The sequence below is a fragment of the Shewanella saliphila genome (assembly GCF_014648295.1).
In the GTDB taxonomy this organism is placed as follows: domain Bacteria; phylum Pseudomonadota; class Gammaproteobacteria; order Enterobacterales; family Shewanellaceae; genus Shewanella; species Shewanella saliphila.
On sequence record NZ_BMQV01000001.1, the window covers coordinates 299,577 to 317,791 of the forward strand.

The following is an 18,215-nucleotide window of genomic DNA, read 5'->3' on the forward strand; positions in this document are numbered from 1 at the left end:
TGCCAACGTAACCCGTTGGCATTTTTATTGGTTATCTTGCTGATAGTTTGCAGAGTAATGTGCAAGCGACGCATGGGATAGTTCAGCAAACTGTTGTTCAATAAGCATAAAGCTGTCAACTAAAGCTGGATCAAAATGCTTACCTCGACCATCCATAATAATTCCAATGGCTTCTTCATGTGTAAATGGGCGTTTATAACAACGTGGTGATGTTAATGCATCATATACATCCACTAATGCCACAATCCTTGCTGACAATGGAATCACCTCACCTTTTAGCCCTTTAGGGTAACCGCTGCCATCCCATTTCTCATGATGGCCTCCAGCAATATCTCGGCCCATTAATAAAAACTCACATTTAGGAGCGTATTTTAATAGGCTATCAAGCACTTTAGCTCCCATCACAGGATGCGCTTTAATGTGTTCAAATTCCTCAGGAGTTAATCGACCCGGTTTAAGTAGAATATGATCTGCAATCCCCACCTTGCCGATGTCGTGTAAAATCGATGACAAACTAATTTCTTGAATAAAGGCATCGGTTAACTCTTCAGGGACTTGCTCATCTTCTAAACGCTGTTTAGCCAACATGTTGGCATATTGCTGCATGCGTATTAAATGTGCGCCAGTATCATTATCGCGGTACTCAGCTAGTTTGGCTAAACCAATTACGGTTGCTTGCCTAGACGCAATAGTTGATTGCAAAGACTGGCTTAGTTTACCTAATAAATACGATGTTGATTGAGTCACAATGGCACAAGTCACGATAAAGTTAATCACCACCACATACCAAATAAGTGTCGAAAAATGCTCCATTACTGGCCAGTCAAGCCATTGCAAATGATATGCGGCCCCCAAGCCTAACAAAAATACGACATTGACTATTTGTGCCGTGATTGCTGATTTTTCACCGAGTAAAATACTGGTCAATGGTGGAAAAGCAAATAACCAAAAAAAGCCTGCACCGGATGGACCCAATACCACTAAAAAACCAGCACCAATCAAAAAGGATAAGTAACAACCGAATAAATAACGCACCGAGTCGGGCAAATTGGGATAAAACAATACAAACAACAACAAGCCGTAAGCCAATGAATCAAATACCGCCATAAACCATATGCCTTCTTTGATACAGACATACACACTGGTGATATAAACCGGAATACAGATGATCGCTAAAATGGTAAATAAGCGCATAAAAATAGTATGACGCCAAACAGGCAGGGCATCATCCAGTTCTAATTGAATAATTTCGGCCGCTAACGATGAAGACATAAATGATCCTTATTTAACTGTCTTACAGTGGTGATGGCTAAGCAACGTGAGACAGTAAAGTATTACCGCATAAAGAGGAACAGGCAAAGTATGATACAAATTAAACCTAAACAATAACGATACATACTGCAGTTATTTGTTTGTCACAGTAACATAATAAAAATTCTGCTAACATCTAGGTCGTTGAACTTCAATGAATTAGATTAATGGATGAATACATGACTTTGAATAAAACCCAAATAATGACTAACCTTTTAAGCAGTTTAATTATTTTTTGTTGCAGTGTTTTTAGCGTACACGCCACTAATATTGATAATATAAACACAGCCACTGCTGCCGGTGCAAAAGTGTTTTATTTAGTGCGCCATGCTGAAAAAAACCAAGGCGCCGATCCTAGTTTAACCGAGCAAGGCAAATTAAGTGCAAAGCGTCTAGCCAATGTGTTATCCAGCACCTTGCTGACAAAAGTGTATACCACAGACTACAAACGCACACGTGAAACGGCATTCGCTGTTGCCGAAGAGCAGCACCTAGAGCTAAGCTTATATGACCCGTCCAACCTTAATAAGGCAGCAGAAGTATTGTTAAATCAGCAAGGTCACATTTTGGTGGTCGGTCACAGTAATACCACAACGGCATTAGCAGAATTGCTTGGCGCAGACAAACAACCTGTGATTAATGACGCCAACGAATTTGACCGTTTATACATCGTCACTGTAGACAAAAATAATCGTGAAGTTTCAACCGTATTATTGCGTTATTAAATCGTGATATTCAATAACAAGAGCGCACCATGGCATCCATAACATGTAGTTGTTATGACTATATCGAAAGCTTGTGCATGCATCAGTATGAAGTAACATTGATATTGGTGTCTGGCACAGAAGTACGCGGGCGTTTTAACACGACTTGTTATGTCAGTTTGGATGATCAAAAACAACAAGCGATAAAAGGTATAGATCAACATCAGCAGCCGCTTGTTGTCCTATTAACCGATATTGATAGTATCGATGTACTTAGCCCTAATGCATTATTTGATTATGTGTCTTTTGCTGATTAACGTTTGATAAAAATGATGACTAGCGAGTATGGCCAAGTAATAAAATGCAATTTGTCTGACACAATGGATACCAATGCAGTACAATGCGCAGCGTTTTAACCCTGTCATTTTGCATTACACTAGGTCCAAGTATGTCTCTTGCTCTAAACCCTGCTCAAACCGAAACACAATTCCCTGAAGATATGGCCGCACGCATCGCTCAATCTGAAGCTCGCGTGATTAAAGCGATTTTTCCTTCTAATACCAACCATCACAACACCTTGTTTGGTGGAGATGCATTAGCCTGGATGGACGAAACCGCTTTTATTGCTGCCACACGCTTTTGTCGTAAATCATTAGTCACTGTGAGTTCAGACCGAATTGATTTTAACAAAGCTATTCCTGCAGGCAGTTTAGCTGAATTGATTGCTAAAGTGATTCATGTTGGCAACACCTCGCTAAAAGTCGAAGTCAATATCTATGTTGAAGATATGTATAAAGATCATCGTGAACATGCTATCCGTGGAGTATTTACCTTTGTCGCGGTAGATGCCGATCGTCAACCAACTCAGGTATGGCCTCACGGTTAACAGCCAGCAATGTCAGCCGTCAGGGTTGTATTGAACAAAACTGACACCTTAGACTAAAGTCTAGTTTTGATATTTTTTCACTAAAATCAATTCCAATGTGACAGAAAGCGATAGAATATTTGATTCGTTTTCTGTTACATTGATTTAATCTTCACGTGCAACATAGAATAAAAAACGCCATGAAGCTCGAAAATTTAAACATCATCATCGCTGACGATCATCCGTTATTTCGTAATGCATTACGACAAGCATTAAGCAGTGCGTTCGAAAAAACCGAATGGGTTGAAGCTGACAGTGCCGAAGCACTGCAAAAAGTACTTGATACTCAAGACGCTCAATTTGATTTAATCTTATTGGACCTACAAATGCCAGGTTCTCATGGTTATTCGACCTTGATACACCTAAGAACTCATTACCCTGATATACCTGTGGTGGTGATTTCGGCACATGAAGACATCAACACCATTAGCCGTGCAGTGCATTATGGTAGCAGTGGCTTTATTCCTAAATCTGCGTCGATGGAGTCATTAACAGATGCATTAAGCGCTGTACTATATGGCGACATTTGGCTGCCTGCAGGCACTGAGTTAGTCCCGGTTTCGGATAATCCAACTGACAAAATGGCAAGCCGATTATCAGATTTAACCCCACAACAATATCGTGTTTTGCAAATGTTTGCTGAAGGTTTACTCAATAAACAAATCGCTTATGACTTTGGGGTGTCTGAAGCCACGATTAAAGCACATGCCACAGCAATCTTTAGAAAGCTCGGCGTGCGTAACCGCACCCAAGCCGTCATTGCATTGCAACAATTAGAAATGGAAAAAGTCGACCTGTCTTAATGTTAAATACCGTCCCGCTGGCACAACTGCCCTTTTCACAAGCATGTGAAAACAACAAACAGCCCATTTTAAGCCTATTAACGCAATGGTTTGCTCAATCAAACCATGTGCTTGAGGTGGGTTCGGGCACAGGGCAACACTGTGTTCACTTTGCGACACACTTAGACCATCTTCATTGGCAACCTAGCGATCAATTAACTTATTTGGTCAACCTACAGGCGCGGCTAGCACATTTTCCTTTGGGCAATCTGGCGGATCCGGTTGCGCTAGATGTTAGCCAGTCATGGCCACAATTTACCACTCAGGTTGATGCTATTTATAGCGCCAATACCTTACACATTATGAGCAAACCGCTAGTTGAAGCCTTTTTTGCTGGTTGCGGCCAAGTATTAGCAACACAAGGTTGTGTTGCAGTGTATGGCCCGTTTAATTATGCAGGTCAATATACTAGCGCCAGTAATCAACAATTTGATGACTGGCTAAAACAACAAAATCCTCACAGTGGCATTCGTGATATCGAATGGATTACATCGTTAGCCAAACAACAGAATTTACATCTACAACAAGATGTTGCCATGCCAGCAAACAACAGAATGCTGTATTTTACTCGCTGATTCAGTTGAACCATCCGATCAATGTTTATCAGCTTGGCACAAATGCGCTAAACTATTAATCTATTTAGCGATTTGATTTTAACGTTGTTTAACACAAGGACACTCACTATGGGTTCTGTTACCACCCAAAAACACCCAAATGGTCTTGAATATGTCGACGTCAATACTGAACTGTGCCAAGCGCGGATCTTTATGCAAGGCGCGCAAATTGATCAATTCACTCCAAAAGGTCAATCCCCTTTGTTATGGGTGTCATCTGCAGATGATTACCAACCAGGCAATGGGATCCGTGGTGGTATTCCGGTATGTTGGCCCTGGTTTGGTGCACATGAAAACCCAGAGTATCCCCAACATGGTTTTGGGCGTAATAAAGTCTGGACACTAGAGTCGGTTAATATGCGTAATCAAGTCGTAGACCTCGTGTTTACCTTGCCACAAAGTGAGTTTGAACGACAATATTGGCCGCATAACACTCAAGTTAAGGTACTATTTACCTTAAGCGAAACCTTGTCGGTCAGTATCGTTAACACCAATTTAGGTGAAACTCATGTTAGCTTAACTCAAGCATTACACAGTTATTTCCCTATTAGTGATATCCATCAGTTAAAGGCGACAGGTTTTAGCCACTCAAAATACATCGAGTTTGGCCAAGGTCCGATTAAACAACCACATGACAGCGTTGAGTTTGACCGAGAAACCGATCGTGTTTATACCGATTTAGCCCCGCAACAAGCGCTGCATACTCCGCACGGTACCATTCTTGTGAGTCGTGAAAATAGTCAGTCAGCGGTATTGTGGAACCCATGGATAGATAAGTCTGTGCGTTTATCTCGCTTTAATAGTGAAGATTATTTGACGATGGTGTGTTTAGAAGCCGCTAACGTACTTGAAGATAACGTCGAGCTGGCACCAGGTGAGAGCCATACATTAACCACACACATTGCTTGGCAGTAACCCTCTTTGTTAGCAACAAAAAAGGTAGCCTAGGCTACCTTTTTTCATACTCACAAACTAATCTTCGCATAAGGACGAGGCCTTAGGCTTATATTAGTTAGCTGTGATAGTACAACCTAATGGGCTATCTGAGTTTTCATAAACAATGTCGCCTACTGGAGCATAGTCAGCTGCAACAATTGACTCTTTTTCTTGGAAGAAAGTGTATAACACTTCTGCATCAACATAACCCGTTTGGATTGGGTCTAACACTGGGTAACCGTCACCACCTGCAGCGTTAAAGCTTGGTACCGTGAAGCTATAAGAATCAGTGGCACTATAATCTTTGCCGTTAATCTCACTAATAGCAACGGTTTCAGCAGTACAGTCAACGGTCATTTTAACACCCGTGATTTGAGCATAAGCCCCTGCACCACGTTGGAATGAAGCGACAGTATTTAAATACTCAGTCACTTCAGCACCCGTCATGGTCATTAACGTTACAGTGTTACCAAATGGTTGAACAGTCAGTACGTCACGGTATGTAATGTCACCCGCTTCAATTGAAGCACGTACACCACCAGAGTTCATCACACCGATGTCTGCGCCTACTTTAGTACGTTGTGCTTCAGCAATTAAACGGCCTAGGTTAGTTTGCATGTTACGCACGTTAGCACGTTCACCGTCAAGGAATGCGTCAGTGCTTGCGATCACTTCATCTAATTGGCCTTGGCCACGCTCTTGATAGTAAGAAAGCAACTCTTCTAAATCAGCATCAGGTGTAATTTCATCAGCAACAAATTCTTCAGTTTCATTGCCATCGGCATCTGTTACTGTTGTTTTAAGGTTAACCGGAATTAACTGGTAGCTTGCAAGTTGTAACTCACCATTGAAGTATTCAAAGTCAGCACGGCCAACGTATTTGCCCCATTCGTGCGCTTGCATGATGTAAGTGCCATTTTGCATATCTGGCGCACAGTCATCACCTGGTTCAAAGTCAGCGTAAGCATTTGTATCAGGTTCCATACACACTGGGTTTTGTGAGTGACCACCGATAATGGCACTTAAGTCGCCTTCAGTAAGTGCACGTGCTAGAGCTACATCGCCAGGTGCATTGCTGCCGTTTTCACCATCAGCATAGTGGCCCATGTGTGTTGCGGCAAAAATGATATCTGCAGTGCCTGCTTCTTTGATTTCAGCAATCACTTTTGCCGCTTCAGTTGTCGGATCGGTAAAAGTAATATCTGAGATATACTCAGGGTTACCAATTTTAGCAGTGTCTTCAGTCGTTAAACCAATAACAGCGACACGTAAACCATTTACATCAAACACTTTATAAGCGTCAAAGTAACGAGTACCGTCAGCTCTATAAATGTTTGCCGCAAGCATTGGGAAGTTTGCCACTGAACGTTGCGAATCGAGTACCGCAAGAGGGTTATCGAATTCATGGTTACCTACAGCCATTGCATCATAGGCAATTTCGTTCATACCGATAAAGTCAGGTAGCGCGTCTTGTAAATCTGATTCTGGAACACCCGTGTTAATGTCACCGCCAGATAACACGAGTGTTTCACCACCATTTGAGCTTACTTCTGCACGGATTTGATCAATCAGCGCTTTACGCGCCGCCATACCATACTCACCATCACTGTTTTCCCAAAAGCGACCGTGGTTGTCGTTAGTGTGTAAAACGGTAAAGGTTTTACACTCGGCACCCGCTTCTGCACAGGTCGTGGCAACAGGTGTTTCTACTTCATTATTGTCATCGTCACTGCTACAACCGGTTAATGCTGTAAGTACAGCTGTTGCAACTAATCCTTTAATTAACATGTTTGTCATGATTTACCCCGAATTATAATAAGTTATTTAAATCTGTGACATATCCATATCACGGACTTAATATTACAACATTGACGGCTTTTGATGTCATTTTTATTACAAAATATGACATTTAATCCAATATTTACAATCGCTTAGACTTTGAATTATCCTTTGTGAAAAACAGTGAAATGTTAAATCTTTGGTTAACGAAAAGTAAAAAAAACGACTTAATGGATTTTCCCACTAAGTCGTTAAAAAAACGCTGATTTTACAAAAACATTAACAAAGCTGATTGTTTACATATAAAAACAATGCAACAGTACTTTTAGTTAAGTTGGTGTTGTAACCATTGACCTATGTCAGTTAATTGGTTAGGGAGCACACTATGCGCCATTGGGTATGTGCTCCATGTTGTCTGATAGTGAGCTGCAATGAGTGCATCATATGCCATTTTTCCTGCAAATAATGGCACCACATCATCTTGCTCACCATGGTGTTGCAATATAGGTGTGGATCGGTTGGCTTCAGATAATTGCTCAGGCAATGCCTCACCACCGGGTAAATAACAAGACAGTGCCATAATGCCCGCTAAGCGTTGCTCAAATCGCAAGCCGGTAAATAAACTCATTACCCCGCCCTGACTAAAACCCGCAAGCACGATTTTATCGGCATTGATGCCTTGGGCAATTTGCTCATTAATTAGCTGCTTCACAGCTTGCTCTGACGCCATCACACCTTGCAAATCAGCTCTGTCATGCAAATCCATACTTTTAATGTCATACCAAGAGCGCATCACAAAGCCGCCATTAATGGTTACAGCTTGTTCTGGCGCGTGAGGAAACACAAAACGAATGCGGTGATCGCTAGGTAAGCCTAATACCGGAACGACAGGCGCAAACCCCGCACCAGAATCACCTAATCCATGAAGCCAAATTACACACGCTGTAGCAGGGGTTTGTGGTTCAATTACAATTTTATCTAGAGATGACATGACTTATCCTTTTTATAGCAATCGCTTCTTACAATCATACTTTCAAGCGTTGTGAGTAATCTGGATGCACTCGGCATTACTGGGCTTGTATACCCGTACAATTTAATACTTGTTCTAATTGCGCAGCATTATCAAGTTTGATACTCCAACGAACCGTACCGGCATCGGCTGCGATAACCAGCCCTTGATGAAAACAACTAATATCATCTACCGAAGCCGTTAATACAATCTGGTTGTCATGAAAACGACACTGAATTTCATTCACGGTGACAATAATTTTACCGATTGAAAAGTCGATGACCATGATTTTTCCTTTTTATGCACCACAAATAAAAATCCCAAGTGATTCACTTGGGATTTCAAGTTAAACAGCAATCTTACTTATCCTGAGCTAGGGCTATTTAGTGGTGGTGACCACCTGCACCATGGGCATGACCATGGGCAATTTCTTCGTCTGATGCGTCACGTGTACCGACAACTTCAATGTCGAAAGTCAGTTCACGGCCGGCTAATGGATGGTTAACATCAACTGTCGCCATAAATTTACCGACTTTAAGCACGGTCACTTGGCGTTGACCTTGTTCGGTTTGTATCATGGCTGCCATGCCGGGTTTCCATACCTTGGCACCGACTAAATGCTTTACAGAAACACGTTGCTCAGCGCCTTCTTGACGCTCGCCATAGGTATCCGCTGCAGGTGGGGTAACAGAAAACTTATCGCCCACTTCTTTACCAGTAATGGCATCTTCGATACCAGGCATCATGTTGTCATGGCCATGTAAGTACGCAATAGGATCGCGGCCTTCGTTTGACTCAATCACTTCGCCTTTTTCATCGCGCAGAGTGTAATTAAACTGCACAATCATATCGTCTTTAATGCTCATCATTATTCCTTAAAACAAAAATTTGCCGAAGCTTAACAAAAGCCCGCAAAGGCATCCACAAAAAGTTAGCCTCAACTAGGTTTACTCGCGTTGAATGCTTATGGTTATGGCTTAATCCCAAGTTTATCGAAGGTCTTTGCATCAGGAAAACCATCAGCAATTAACCCATGTTTTTTCTGAAAACCTTGTAAACCTAACACCGAGTTGCGGCCTAAAATACCATCAGCCTTACCAACATCAAACCCTTGGTCATTCAGTTTGATTTGCAATTGTTTGACGATATCACGGCTTAGTCGTGGCTGTTTAGGTACTGTACGACTTAACGCAGGCGCCCCATTAATTCTGTCGGCCAAATGCCCCACCGAAATGGCGTAAAACTCTGAGCGATTCCAGCGCATAATGACATTGAAATTGGCATAACCTAAAAATGCTGGACCTGTATGGCCTGCCGGTAAATACAAAGCGGCTTGCATGTCCGGGGTTGAAATAGCCTGGCCATTGGTTTTTTTAATATTAAGCGCGTGCCATTGGCTCAATGGTAAGGTCGATTTACTGCCTAAATACTCAAATGAATAATTGGCCGGTAGCAATACTTCTCTGCCCCAACGTTCATCGGCTTGCCAACCAAGGTGCTGTAAAAAATTAGCCGCTGAGGTTAATGCATCGGCTTCGCTATTCCATAAATCAGCAACTCCATCACCATCGCCATCTACAGCATATTTACGGTAATTGGTTGGCATAAACTGGGTATGCCCCATTGCACCGGCCCAAGAGCCGACCATTTTGCTGTCGTCAAACTGATATTGCTGTTTAAGCTTAAGTGCTTGCAATAGTTCACCGGTAAAATAATCACTACGACGAGGATCGCAAGCGAGTGTCGCTAATGAATCCAGCACAGGCATACTGCCTTTATAACTACCAAAATTGGTTTCCAGGCCCCAAAAAGCAACGATATATTGCCCTGGCACACCATAATCATGGGTTAATTGAGTCAATAAGTCGTGGTGTTTGGCCAACATTTTGCGACCTTGCTCAACCCGCCATGTTGTGACGCGTTTTTCAAAGTAATCGCCAAACGTAGTGGTAAATTCAGGTTGTTGATTATCAAGTTCAATGACTCTAGGCACATACTTCAAATTAGCCACGGTTGTATCAATAATGTGCTGTGAGATCCCGGCAACTTTGGCTTTTTGCTGCAAGTTAATCACACAAGTTGCAAAGTCTGTTTGCACAGGTACTGGTGTGAGGTTAACAGCAGGCTCAGGTGATGCCGACGCAGCGCAAGCGCTGAGCAAGGAGCTTGAAACAAACATTGAAGCAATAAACACTGAAAAACGGCTTTTATGGGTCATGAAAACACTTACTTATCACAAATGAATGACGAATATCGTGACGCATCGCCATTCAGGAAACAAGAGGTGTTAGCATTAAACCCTGTTTATTTATCAGAAATTGCATTTTTACATTTCAATTGGTACAAAGTTTCAACATAAACATAATTGTCATTAATTAGGCCTTTTCCTTATGCGTTGAGTCCGTATAATGAAATCAATTCTCACTCATTAAAGCGACTTATCATGACCGAACAAACACCTGCGCTAATCAGCTTTATCGAAAACGTAAAACAGCATCAAGTGCTATGGGGCTTACAAGATGAAACCGGTGAAGGCTGGGTAGTATGTGATTCTTCTGAATTTGAAGAAACCGATGTCATGCCTTTATGGTCTAGCGAAGCTGCTGCGACCAGTCACTGCACTGAAGAATGGGCCGACTACAAAGCGGTAACCATTACCCTGACTGAGTTTTTAGAATATTGGGTTGGCGATTTAAATGACGATGGCGTACTGATTGGTGTTGATTGGGAAGCCGATCAAGAATGCGAAGAAATTGACCCTATCGTATTAGCGAAAGAATTAGTCGATTACGAAAAAGAGTAATACTTTTTGAATCGACACTATTTAAGCTGCTCTTTATGAGCGGCTTTTTTATTTTAAGTACACCATTTGTTATTGAAAGCGTGCCTCATTATGCCTACATTAATTGATATTCCATTCGAGCAGCGCCATACCTGCTGGTTTTGCGCAGAACCTAGTAATCAAGTATTTGATTATTACCGCATGACTCACACGCCACATCCATCGCTTGCGGTGCCAGCTTGTAAAGAATGTTTAGGATTAGCGAAAAAGAACCCATTAACCTCGATTTGGGACTGCCGCGATGCGGTTAAAGATCAATTAATGCATATTTACCGTAAAGATTTAGCTATCGGCATTAATTGGACAGAGCAAGAATTAGAAGAGTCTGAATTTGAATGCAAAATTTTTGGTGGCTTTAAAAAAAGCGCCTGGATGATGTATCAAATAGCCCAAGGACGCATTAACGCTAAAGGCTGGCCTCTTAGCCTTGATGGCATCATGCTAGACGGTGAGAATGGTCATTATCAGGCAGGGTTTGAGTTTGATGGTGTGAGATTTACATCATTACCCAAAGCCATAGAGCACTACAGCAATACCTTGTCATTAGATGCGCGATTTTTACAACAATTAGTCACTTTATTAGGTAAAGCAAAATTCGGTCATGCGATAAAAATAGCCAGACTTAACATTGGCATTACCCATGAACACCAGCGAAAAATTATCGACGAATTAATTGAAGATGCTGATCAGTGACAAGCAAGTCACATTGCTCGCTATCAATGATTAGTGATTGAAACGCGGGACTCATTGACTGAGTGCGGTATTTGCCGCACTCACTGTTATATTATGGTGCCAGCAGGTTGCGCAAACGGTCTTGAACCACACTCACCAACAAGTCAGGTTGAAACTTAGAAATAAACTCGTTACAGCCTACCTTTTCGACCATGGCTTTATTAAAACTGCCACTTAATGATGTGTTTAAGGTAATAAATAACGAGGTCATACGCGGGTCGGCGCGTACTTCTGCGGTCAGCTTATAACCGTCCATTTCTGGCATTTCTGCATCGGTTATCATCATTAACAACTCATCTGCTACTTGAGTGCCATTATCAGCCCAAGATTGTAATAGCCTTAACGCTTGTAATCCGTCGGAAGCTTCGATGATTTCAATGCCTAAAGGGCTTAATGTGTCGCGTACCTGTTTGCGGGCGGTTGATGAGTCATCCACGATTAACACCTTACGCCCTGGCATATTCGGCACAAGACTCTCATCGAGCACCCCTTCAGACAAACTCACATCATAATCAATAATTTCAGCCAAGACTTTCTCTACGTCAATAATCGACACCAAGTGCGTCATACCCTCTTGCTCAACCTTGGTGATGGCGGTTAAGTAATTATGTGCCCCTGAGGTTTTCGGCGGCGGCATAATATCACTCCAGGTCATATTGATAATATGCTCAACTTTTCCGACTAAAAAGGCCTGCACACTGCGATTGTACTCAGTAATAATTAAGTTACTGTCGTCAGTAATCGGTATTTTTGAAAAGCCAATCGCTTCGCGTAAATTGATAACCGGAATGGATGTACCACGGATATTAGCCACACCGTAAATCTTTGGATTACTGCCGGGCAACATATTTATTGCTGGTAGCTTCACCACTTCTTTAACTTTAAACACATTGATCGCGAATAATTGTGTTGAACTAATGCGAAATAACAACAGTTCTAAACGGTTTTCACCGACTAATTGGGTGCGTTGGTCTACCGTATCGAGCACTTTATTCATGAAGCAATCCACCTAACTAAAATAACAATCAAATTAATTATACTAAAAAACGCCTTTAAAAGGGCTTTGTAAGCATGATACAACCGACAAAATGAGATTAAAGCTGTCAATTGCAGATCAAACCAACCCATTAAATCGTATAGTCGACGCTAAACGGTATTGTTGTATCAAACGGAGTTAACCATGAAAAAGTCATTACATCATCTCGTCGCCTTACCATTGCTCGGATTATCGTTACTTGGGCTATCTGCCTGCACGGTCATCGATGAACCTGTAGATGTCGTTAAACCGTTTGAACTACAGCAGTATCTAGGCACCTGGTATGAAATCGCCCGCCTAGATCATTCATTTGAGCGAGGAATGACTAATGTGACAGCGCAATACAGCATTGACGGTGACAAAGTGGTGGTGATTAACAAAGGATTTAAACAAGACGAACAGCAATGGGACCAAGCAGAAGGCAAAGCCTACTTTATTGACGGAGACAAAAAAGGTTTACTCAAAGTGTCTTTCTTTGGGCCTTTTTACGGCGCTTATCAAATTCATGATATCGAACAAAATAGCCAAGGCCAGTACACAGACTCATTAGTGATTGGACCTAATAATCAATATGCTTGGATTTTGTCGCGCAGCCCAAGATTAGACCCAGCAATCAAACAGCGCTTTATCAACAAGCTTGCAGCATTGTCAATAAGTGAAGATAAGCTCATTTGGGTGCCACAAGGTGATCAACAATAGCATGCAGCTCGTACAATGGGTCAGATGCACTGTTATTTGATCCAGAGGCTGTAATGATTATTCCAATTTTCCCATTACCCATATGCTTGCTCCCGCAAGGGTACACGCAATTACGTATTTTTGAATCTAGATACAAACGCTTAGTGTCTGAATCACTCAAAAGTGGACAGGGCTTTGGATTATGTATGCTTGCTGATGACAAAAAAACCATTTTACCTATTGGCACGCTAACCGAGATCATCGACTTTGAAACGCTCGATGATGGTCTGTTAGGGATTAGTGTTCAAGGCAAGCAAACCTTTTCTATCAACCAAATCGATGTTGAACATGATGGCTTAAAACGTGCCGACGTGACATTAATAGACAGTTGGCCGAGCGATCTCATTGAAGCCCAAGTAGCTCAACCACACATTAAGCCATTAGAGCGCAAAAAAGATCAGTTTTTAAGCAAAACACTTAAACAACTACTGCAGCAGTACCCGCAGCATTTAGCTCATTATTCAGATGATAATTTTAATGATATTGCTTGGGTGTGTCAGCGTTGGTTAGAAGTTATTCCTTTAAGTGCCAAAGAAAAGTATCAATGTATTAACAGTCACGACCATTTGTTAGCTAAATCATTTTTATTCGACATTATAAAATAACGCTCGAATGTGATCCGTTTATCTTCACCTTGCGTATGAGTTATTAGTGGATAAACAACACCCTTTTGCAAATTGGATTTTGGCCCTGCAAAAAGGCAAAAGTGACCTATTCAATTGTGTTTTTACTGGATGCGAGTGAAAAAAATGGAAAATGTTCAATCACAAAGCGCACAAACTCGTTATGATAAAGGAAATCTTACCGCAAGATCGTCCAATCAACGAAGTGGTGCTATGAAATCAGACGAACCCAATCCAATGGCAGATGAACTTGCTCACTTAATGATGCAAGTGGCTAATAATCGGTGTAAGCGGTCTTTTGCAAGCCTGTTTTCTCATTTTGCACCCAAAATAAACTCATTTGGAGTACAACGTCTGAGTCAACAAGGCTTAGCCATGGACCTAGTTCAAGAAACCATGGCGCGAGTATGGACCAAAGCGCACTTATACAACGCTGACAAAGCAGCTGTGAGTACTTGGGTGTTCACCATTATGCGTAACCAATGTTTTGACATGCTTCGCAAAGTACAACACAACCGTGAAGACGCATTCGGCGACGACATCTGGCCTTTATTTGAGTCTGATGACGCTGAAAATAATGATGACGACTTTTTACTGTCGGCCAATTTATTACAACATGTTGAAGATCTTCCGCCATTGCAACGTCAGGTCGTACAGGGGATTTACATGCAGGAGCTGACACAACAAGAACTTGCAGACAAACTCAATATACCTATTGGTACCGTTAAATCTCGACTTAGACTCGGGCTAGAAAAGTTAAAAAGCTTTATGGAGAAACATTATGATTAATTACCACCCTGATCAGCATTTGCTGTCTCTCCATGCTAAAGGCGAATTACCGTTATCGATGTCGATTGCCATTTCTGCTCATGCTGAATTGTGCCAACATTGTCGGCAGCAACTTGATCAAATGACCATTGCCCTATCTGAGCAAGAGTTCGAGCAACAAACGGTAGCAGAACAATTTGATGACGCTGGCTTAAGTGGCCTTTTAGACCAATTTATGTCATCAACATTAGACAATTTAGACACTGAGCCGACCCCGCAACCACAGGTAGTTGACAACACAGTCACCATTAAAGGTCAGCAATACGCATTGCCACGAGTTTTTAGAAAGCAAATAAATGCTTCATGGCAAGGCATAGGTAAAGTGAGTCGTTTACGTTTAGACACTGGTGAGCCACAGGCAAGAGCAAGTTTGCTGCACATTGCAGCCAATGGCGAAATACCAGAGCACACCCATAAAGGAGCTGAGTTAACCTTATTATTAGCGGGCGAATTTAGCGATTGCTACAACACGTACAAGCCTGGTGATTTTATGCTGCTTGATCAAGCGCATCAACATTCACCTAAAACCACCGAAGGTTGCTTGTGTTATACCATCGTTGATGCGCCACTGTACTTTACTAAAGGGTTCAGTAAGCTGCTTAATCCTATAGGTGATTTACTGTATTAATTAAGTTAATTCATTATTTTAAGAGTTACGATAACCACGGTTATCGTAATTCTATAAACTAAACGTAGGAATATTAGAAAACTTACGGTTATTTAAAAACCTATATTTTCAAATACTTACTAAGAAGCAAAGGTGTTAACAGCCGTTTTTACAAACAATTTGATTATCTTTTGTCTTTTTTAGCAAAAACGTTGTTGCTAAAAAAGAAAAGTGAGTATAGAATCTATACAGATTTAAAAATCTTGTTAATTTTGGTACCTACCTGAAAGTCTGCTCAACTTCCTTCGTAAACCCAAGACAAGCTTCTATACATTTTTAATGACCCTAGCGGCCAATGTTTGTAGCACTTAAAAAACAAACTTTTATGGTCATGTTATTGTCATATAATTATGTTCAACTGACTAAGTTAAGTGAAAACGTAATATTTTAGTTGGCAAGTTAAACCAGATCATTCATTGTGATCACAAGTTAAACTGACGCTAATCAACTATTTATATAACAACACTTGATTAGTGAGTTCAGAATAGGTTAAGTTAAATCTCGACAAGTTAATCTTTTGCACCACTAAAAAATGCCAAGGATATTTTATTGAACAATTTACTCACCCAAGGGTGAATAGCAAAAATAAGGAGTGTGGCATATGTCATACAACATTAATGGACATGAAATTTCAGTTAGTTTTCCAGTTAACTCAATTTCGTCAAACAAAAATTCAATTGCTTTTACTGACAGCCAAGGTAAAAACAAGAAAACCTTTTCAAAGCGTACTGAAGCATTAACCTTCATGAAATGGTTAATCACTGCAAATAAGTAATACTCCTAACGCCTAGCGTTAATCATTTGCTCTGTTATTTAATAAACTCATTACTCGGTATTCTCCTCTCACTTACCGATGTTTATTAAAACAGAGCAAAATGAACCTCCCCTTATTACACTTCACTAACGTTAACTTTTATTCCCTGGTTAGCAGTCAACCGTTTTGCTGATTTACTCAGTATGACCAAATTTTCGCTGATACCTAGGTAGCATAGTTTGATTACCTAAAACCCCACCCTGATGTACATACAAGATGTCGCCGTCCCACTGCGGATATTGTTGTAAATAATGTTTTAATACTAAAAATCCAACCGGATCGTACAACAATTCAAACTCAATCCCTGAGCGACAAACCGTTTGCCACATATCAAAACAACGCTGAGTTAATTTGCCAAAATGGTATTTTCGTCCGTCATTCACTATGGTTGGAAAATACTCTGGAGTAACTAATTGCGAAAATTGTTGCCGTAAATAATCATCCCCGCCAACCGTACTGCAGGTTAACACCTCAATATTGATACCTTTAATATTTTTACTGACCAATTGCTGCATTATTTGTTTATTTAAATACGCTGTTGTTGTACCGGTTCCTGAGGGTAAAAATATTTTTAATGCGTGGATCTTGTGTAATATTACCCAGTCAATAATCTCTGTCGCTAATATGCCGACACCAGATTCAGCATACTCGCAGCGTCCTCCCTCAGGGATGTGTAACAATGACTTTTCATTATCGTAGTCTGATGCAACAATATGTTGTACGACGTCATCTAAATGCATCTGTTGATATTGATGGCCTTGGTTAAGTTGGCTGACATCAATAATATTAGCGCCATTGGCAATGGCCGCGGCATAATTTCCATTTGGGTTCTTGAGAATAAAATCGCTGATATGGCTAACATAGTAATCAAATTGCCAACCTTGTTGCTTTGCCAACACTGACATCGAATATAACGAATTCGCCTGAGCAGAACCCGAAGCGACAAGTTGAGTAATATGATCATAATCGTGCGATAAAAAATGATAAAACTTACGCGCTTTATTACCGCTAAAGTCAGGATGTAATAAGTCATCTCGTTTGACAAAGATAGTTTTTTCTTCAAATAGCATTGACTGTACAGGGCTTATAGCAAACATTGGGGATCTCTAAATACTTGATATGAGTATTTTAACTAATAAATGATAAAACTCACCGATTGATTTAACGATTTCACTAACGCGCGTTATTCCCTTCTGCTTAAAATCATAGTAAAACACATATAATCAATAGGTTACAATTTTGGCATAAATATCGCTTAGTTAAACTTAAGTCAGTTCAGTACCCGCTTTGTATTTTTTAGATTTCAATAAGGAAAAACAATGTCACTTTTACGTTTACTGTTTAATATTGCTTGGTTTGTTTTAGGCGGTTTTGTGATGGGCTTAGCCTGGTGGCTTGCCGGACTCTTATGCTTTATCAGTATTGTCGGTATCCCATTTGGTCGCGCGTGTTTTGTGATTGGTGAAATGGCATTTTGGCCATTTGGACAAGAAAGCGTTAACCGCAAACATTTAACCGGCCATGAAGATCTTGGTACCGGTAGCTTAGGCTTAATCGGTAATGTTATTTGGTTTTTATTCTTTGGCATTTGGTTGGCGATTGGTCATTTAGCCCATGCACTGGCCTGCTTTGTAACGATTATTGGTATCCCATTTGCGATACAGCATATTAAGTTAGCATTGTTAAGCTTAACGCCAATTGGTCAAACAGTGGTAACCAAACCAGTGTAAACAACCTCTTACCTTAAAGCCGATAACAGCATGTTGTCGGCTTTTTGCTGTATGGATGGTAATATATACCCAATAATAAATATAA

The 18,215-nt window shown here is 40.9% G+C and carries 22 protein-coding genes; 14 read left to right on the plus strand and 8 right to left on the minus strand.

Annotation, left to right across the window (positions count from 1 at the left end; all coding sequences use genetic code 11):
- Positions 1-24: 24 nt before the first annotated feature.
- Positions 25-1,272: an HD-GYP domain-containing protein gene (locus IEY48_RS01280; protein WP_188916510.1), complete on the minus strand. Its 1,248-nt coding sequence runs from the start codon at positions 1,270-1,272 to the stop codon at positions 25-27.
- Positions 1,273-1,490: 218 nt separating this feature from the next.
- Here IEY48_RS01280 and IEY48_RS01285 point away from each other — a divergent pair, with 218 nt between their 5' ends.
- The 6 genes from IEY48_RS01285 (at position 1,491) to IEY48_RS01310 (ending at position 5,311) form a co-directional block, all read left to right on the plus strand.
- Positions 1,491-2,036 carry a SixA phosphatase family protein gene (locus IEY48_RS01285; protein WP_188916511.1) on the plus strand — a complete coding sequence of 182 codons (546 nt, stop codon included), beginning with the start codon at positions 1,491-1,493 and terminating at the stop codon, positions 2,034-2,036.
- Between the two features lie 29 nt (positions 2,037-2,065).
- Positions 2,066-2,332 (plus strand): Rho-binding antiterminator, encoded by a 267-nt coding sequence (locus IEY48_RS01290; RefSeq protein WP_188916512.1) that lies wholly within the window; start codon positions 2,066-2,068, stop codon positions 2,330-2,332.
- A gap of 131 nt (positions 2,333-2,463) precedes the next feature.
- Complete coding sequence (locus IEY48_RS01295; RefSeq protein ID WP_188916513.1) at positions 2,464-2,901, plus strand: acyl-CoA thioesterase; 438 nt, start codon at positions 2,464-2,466, stop codon at positions 2,899-2,901.
- Between the two features lie 179 nt (positions 2,902-3,080).
- A complete protein-coding gene (locus IEY48_RS01300) occupies positions 3,081-3,743 on the plus strand; it encodes a response regulator transcription factor (protein WP_188916514.1) in 663 nt (220 codons plus the stop codon).
- Complete coding sequence (locus tag IEY48_RS01305) at positions 3,743-4,357, plus strand: DUF938 domain-containing protein (protein WP_188916515.1); 615 nt, start codon at positions 3,743-3,745, stop codon at positions 4,355-4,357. Before IEY48_RS01300 ends, IEY48_RS01305 begins: the two co-directional genes overlap by 1 nt.
- A gap of 108 nt (positions 4,358-4,465) precedes the next feature.
- Positions 4,466-5,311: a D-hexose-6-phosphate mutarotase gene (locus IEY48_RS01310; protein WP_188916516.1), complete on the plus strand. Its 846-nt coding sequence runs from the start codon at positions 4,466-4,468 to the stop codon at positions 5,309-5,311.
- Positions 5,312-5,404: 93 nt separating this feature from the next.
- Here IEY48_RS01310 and ushA read toward each other — a convergent pair whose 3' ends face one another.
- The 5 genes from ushA to IEY48_RS01335 form a co-directional block, all read right to left on the minus strand.
- Positions 5,405-7,129 carry a bifunctional UDP-sugar hydrolase/5'-nucleotidase UshA gene (ushA, locus tag IEY48_RS01315; RefSeq protein WP_188916517.1) on the minus strand — a complete coding sequence of 575 codons (1,725 nt, stop codon included), beginning with the start codon at positions 7,127-7,129 and terminating at the stop codon, positions 5,405-5,407.
- 307 nt (positions 7,130-7,436) lie between these two features.
- The gene (locus tag IEY48_RS01320; protein ID WP_188916518.1) at positions 7,437-8,102 is read right to left on the minus strand and encodes an alpha/beta hydrolase; all 666 of its coding nucleotides are present in this window, start codon (positions 8,100-8,102) and stop codon (positions 7,437-7,439) included.
- Positions 8,103-8,178: 76 nt separating this feature from the next.
- A complete protein-coding gene (locus tag IEY48_RS01325) occupies positions 8,179-8,406 on the minus strand; it encodes a DUF3389 family protein (protein ID WP_188916519.1) in 228 nt (75 codons plus the stop codon).
- Positions 8,407-8,503: 97 nt separating this feature from the next.
- Positions 8,504-8,986, minus strand: coding sequence for an FKBP-type peptidyl-prolyl cis-trans isomerase (locus IEY48_RS01330; RefSeq protein ID WP_188916520.1), 483 nt, complete (start codon positions 8,984-8,986; stop codon positions 8,504-8,506).
- Between the two features lie 104 nt (positions 8,987-9,090).
- Positions 9,091-10,338: a lytic murein transglycosylase gene (locus IEY48_RS01335; protein WP_188916521.1), complete on the minus strand. Its 1,248-nt coding sequence runs from the start codon at positions 10,336-10,338 to the stop codon at positions 9,091-9,093.
- A 225-nt stretch (positions 10,339-10,563) separates the two neighbouring features.
- Here IEY48_RS01335 and IEY48_RS01340 point away from each other — a divergent pair, with 225 nt between their 5' ends.
- Both IEY48_RS01340 and IEY48_RS01345 read left to right on the plus strand, forming a co-directional pair.
- Positions 10,564-10,923: a DUF2750 domain-containing protein gene (locus IEY48_RS01340; RefSeq protein ID WP_188916522.1), complete on the plus strand. Its 360-nt coding sequence runs from the start codon at positions 10,564-10,566 to the stop codon at positions 10,921-10,923.
- Positions 10,924-11,013: 90 nt separating this feature from the next.
- Positions 11,014-11,655, plus strand: coding sequence for a hypothetical protein (locus IEY48_RS01345; RefSeq protein ID WP_188916523.1), 642 nt, complete (start codon positions 11,014-11,016; stop codon positions 11,653-11,655).
- A 91-nt stretch (positions 11,656-11,746) separates the two neighbouring features.
- Here the strand turns inward: IEY48_RS01345 and IEY48_RS01350 are convergent, their stop codons facing one another.
- On the minus strand, positions 11,747-12,691 hold the full coding sequence (locus tag IEY48_RS01350; protein ID WP_188916524.1) for a chemotaxis protein CheV: 945 nt from the start codon (positions 12,689-12,691) through the stop codon (positions 11,747-11,749).
- Between the two features lie 183 nt (positions 12,692-12,874).
- Here IEY48_RS01350 and IEY48_RS01355 point away from each other — a divergent pair, with 183 nt between their 5' ends.
- The 5 genes from IEY48_RS01355 (at position 12,875) to IEY48_RS01375 (ending at position 16,361) form a co-directional block, all read left to right on the plus strand.
- A complete protein-coding gene (locus tag IEY48_RS01355; RefSeq protein WP_188916525.1) occupies positions 12,875-13,429 on the plus strand; it encodes a lipocalin family protein in 555 nt (184 codons plus the stop codon).
- 53 nt (positions 13,430-13,482) lie between these two features.
- On the plus strand, positions 13,483-14,073 hold the full coding sequence (locus IEY48_RS01360; RefSeq protein WP_188916526.1) for an LON peptidase substrate-binding domain-containing protein: 591 nt from the start codon (positions 13,483-13,485) through the stop codon (positions 14,071-14,073).
- Positions 14,074-14,217: 144 nt separating this feature from the next.
- A complete protein-coding gene (locus tag IEY48_RS01365) occupies positions 14,218-14,880 on the plus strand; it encodes a sigma-70 family RNA polymerase sigma factor (protein ID WP_188916527.1) in 663 nt (220 codons plus the stop codon).
- A complete protein-coding gene (locus IEY48_RS01370) occupies positions 14,873-15,547 on the plus strand; it encodes a ChrR family anti-sigma-E factor (RefSeq protein WP_188916528.1) in 675 nt (224 codons plus the stop codon). The genes IEY48_RS01365 and IEY48_RS01370 overlap by 8 nt, the downstream gene beginning before the upstream one ends.
- A gap of 640 nt (positions 15,548-16,187) precedes the next feature.
- Positions 16,188-16,361, plus strand: coding sequence for a hypothetical protein (locus IEY48_RS01375; RefSeq protein ID WP_188916529.1), 174 nt, complete (start codon positions 16,188-16,190; stop codon positions 16,359-16,361).
- Between the two features lie 173 nt (positions 16,362-16,534).
- Here the strand turns inward: IEY48_RS01375 and IEY48_RS01380 are convergent, their stop codons facing one another.
- Positions 16,535-17,497: a 1-aminocyclopropane-1-carboxylate deaminase/D-cysteine desulfhydrase gene (locus IEY48_RS01380; RefSeq protein ID WP_188916530.1), complete on the minus strand. Its 963-nt coding sequence runs from the start codon at positions 17,495-17,497 to the stop codon at positions 16,535-16,537.
- Between the two features lie 222 nt (positions 17,498-17,719).
- Here IEY48_RS01380 and IEY48_RS01385 point away from each other — a divergent pair, with 222 nt between their 5' ends.
- Positions 17,720-18,130 carry a YccF domain-containing protein gene (locus IEY48_RS01385; protein WP_188916531.1) on the plus strand — a complete coding sequence of 137 codons (411 nt, stop codon included), beginning with the start codon at positions 17,720-17,722 and terminating at the stop codon, positions 18,128-18,130.
- Positions 18,131-18,215: the final 85 nt, after the last annotated feature.

Bases quoted from the DNA above. Each gene is read 5' to 3' on its own strand.
- IEY48_RS01280 (WP_188916510.1), bottom strand. From the start codon at position 1,272: ATGTCTTCATCGTTAGCGGCCGAAATTATTCAATTAGAACTGGATGAT.
- IEY48_RS01285 (WP_188916511.1), top strand. From the start codon at position 1,491: ATGACTTTGAATAAAACCCAAATAATGACTAACCTTTTAAGCAGTTTA.
- IEY48_RS01290 (WP_188916512.1), top strand. From the start codon at position 2,066: ATGGCATCCATAACATGTAGTTGTTATGACTATATCGAAAGCTTGTGC.
- IEY48_RS01295 (WP_188916513.1), top strand. From the start codon at position 2,464: ATGTCTCTTGCTCTAAACCCTGCTCAAACCGAAACACAATTCCCTGAA.
- IEY48_RS01300 (WP_188916514.1), top strand. From the start codon at position 3,081: ATGAAGCTCGAAAATTTAAACATCATCATCGCTGACGATCATCCGTTA.
- IEY48_RS01305 (WP_188916515.1), top strand. From the start codon at position 3,743: ATGTTAAATACCGTCCCGCTGGCACAACTGCCCTTTTCACAAGCATGT.
- IEY48_RS01310 (WP_188916516.1), top strand. From the start codon at position 4,466: ATGGGTTCTGTTACCACCCAAAAACACCCAAATGGTCTTGAATATGTC.
- ushA (WP_188916517.1), bottom strand. From the start codon at position 7,129: ATGACAAACATGTTAATTAAAGGATTAGTTGCAACAGCTGTACTTACA.
- IEY48_RS01320 (WP_188916518.1), bottom strand. From the start codon at position 8,102: ATGTCATCTCTAGATAAAATTGTAATTGAACCACAAACCCCTGCTACA.
- IEY48_RS01325 (WP_188916519.1), bottom strand. From the start codon at position 8,406: ATGGTCATCGACTTTTCAATCGGTAAAATTATTGTCACCGTGAATGAA.
- IEY48_RS01330 (WP_188916520.1), bottom strand. From the start codon at position 8,986: ATGAGCATTAAAGACGATATGATTGTGCAGTTTAATTACACTCTGCGC.
- IEY48_RS01335 (WP_188916521.1), bottom strand. From the start codon at position 10,338: ATGACCCATAAAAGCCGTTTTTCAGTGTTTATTGCTTCAATGTTTGTT.
- IEY48_RS01340 (WP_188916522.1), top strand. From the start codon at position 10,564: ATGACCGAACAAACACCTGCGCTAATCAGCTTTATCGAAAACGTAAAA.
- IEY48_RS01345 (WP_188916523.1), top strand. From the start codon at position 11,014: ATGCCTACATTAATTGATATTCCATTCGAGCAGCGCCATACCTGCTGG.
- IEY48_RS01350 (WP_188916524.1), bottom strand. From the start codon at position 12,691: ATGAATAAAGTGCTCGATACGGTAGACCAACGCACCCAATTAGTCGGT.
- IEY48_RS01355 (WP_188916525.1), top strand. From the start codon at position 12,875: ATGAAAAAGTCATTACATCATCTCGTCGCCTTACCATTGCTCGGATTA.
- IEY48_RS01360 (WP_188916526.1), top strand. From the start codon at position 13,483: ATGATTATTCCAATTTTCCCATTACCCATATGCTTGCTCCCGCAAGGG.
- IEY48_RS01365 (WP_188916527.1), top strand. From the start codon at position 14,218: ATGGAAAATGTTCAATCACAAAGCGCACAAACTCGTTATGATAAAGGA.
- IEY48_RS01370 (WP_188916528.1), top strand. From the start codon at position 14,873: ATGATTAATTACCACCCTGATCAGCATTTGCTGTCTCTCCATGCTAAA.
- IEY48_RS01375 (WP_188916529.1), top strand. From the start codon at position 16,188: ATGTCATACAACATTAATGGACATGAAATTTCAGTTAGTTTTCCAGTT.
- IEY48_RS01380 (WP_188916530.1), bottom strand. From the start codon at position 17,497: ATGTTTGCTATAAGCCCTGTACAGTCAATGCTATTTGAAGAAAAAACT.
- IEY48_RS01385 (WP_188916531.1), top strand. From the start codon at position 17,720: ATGTCACTTTTACGTTTACTGTTTAATATTGCTTGGTTTGTTTTAGGC.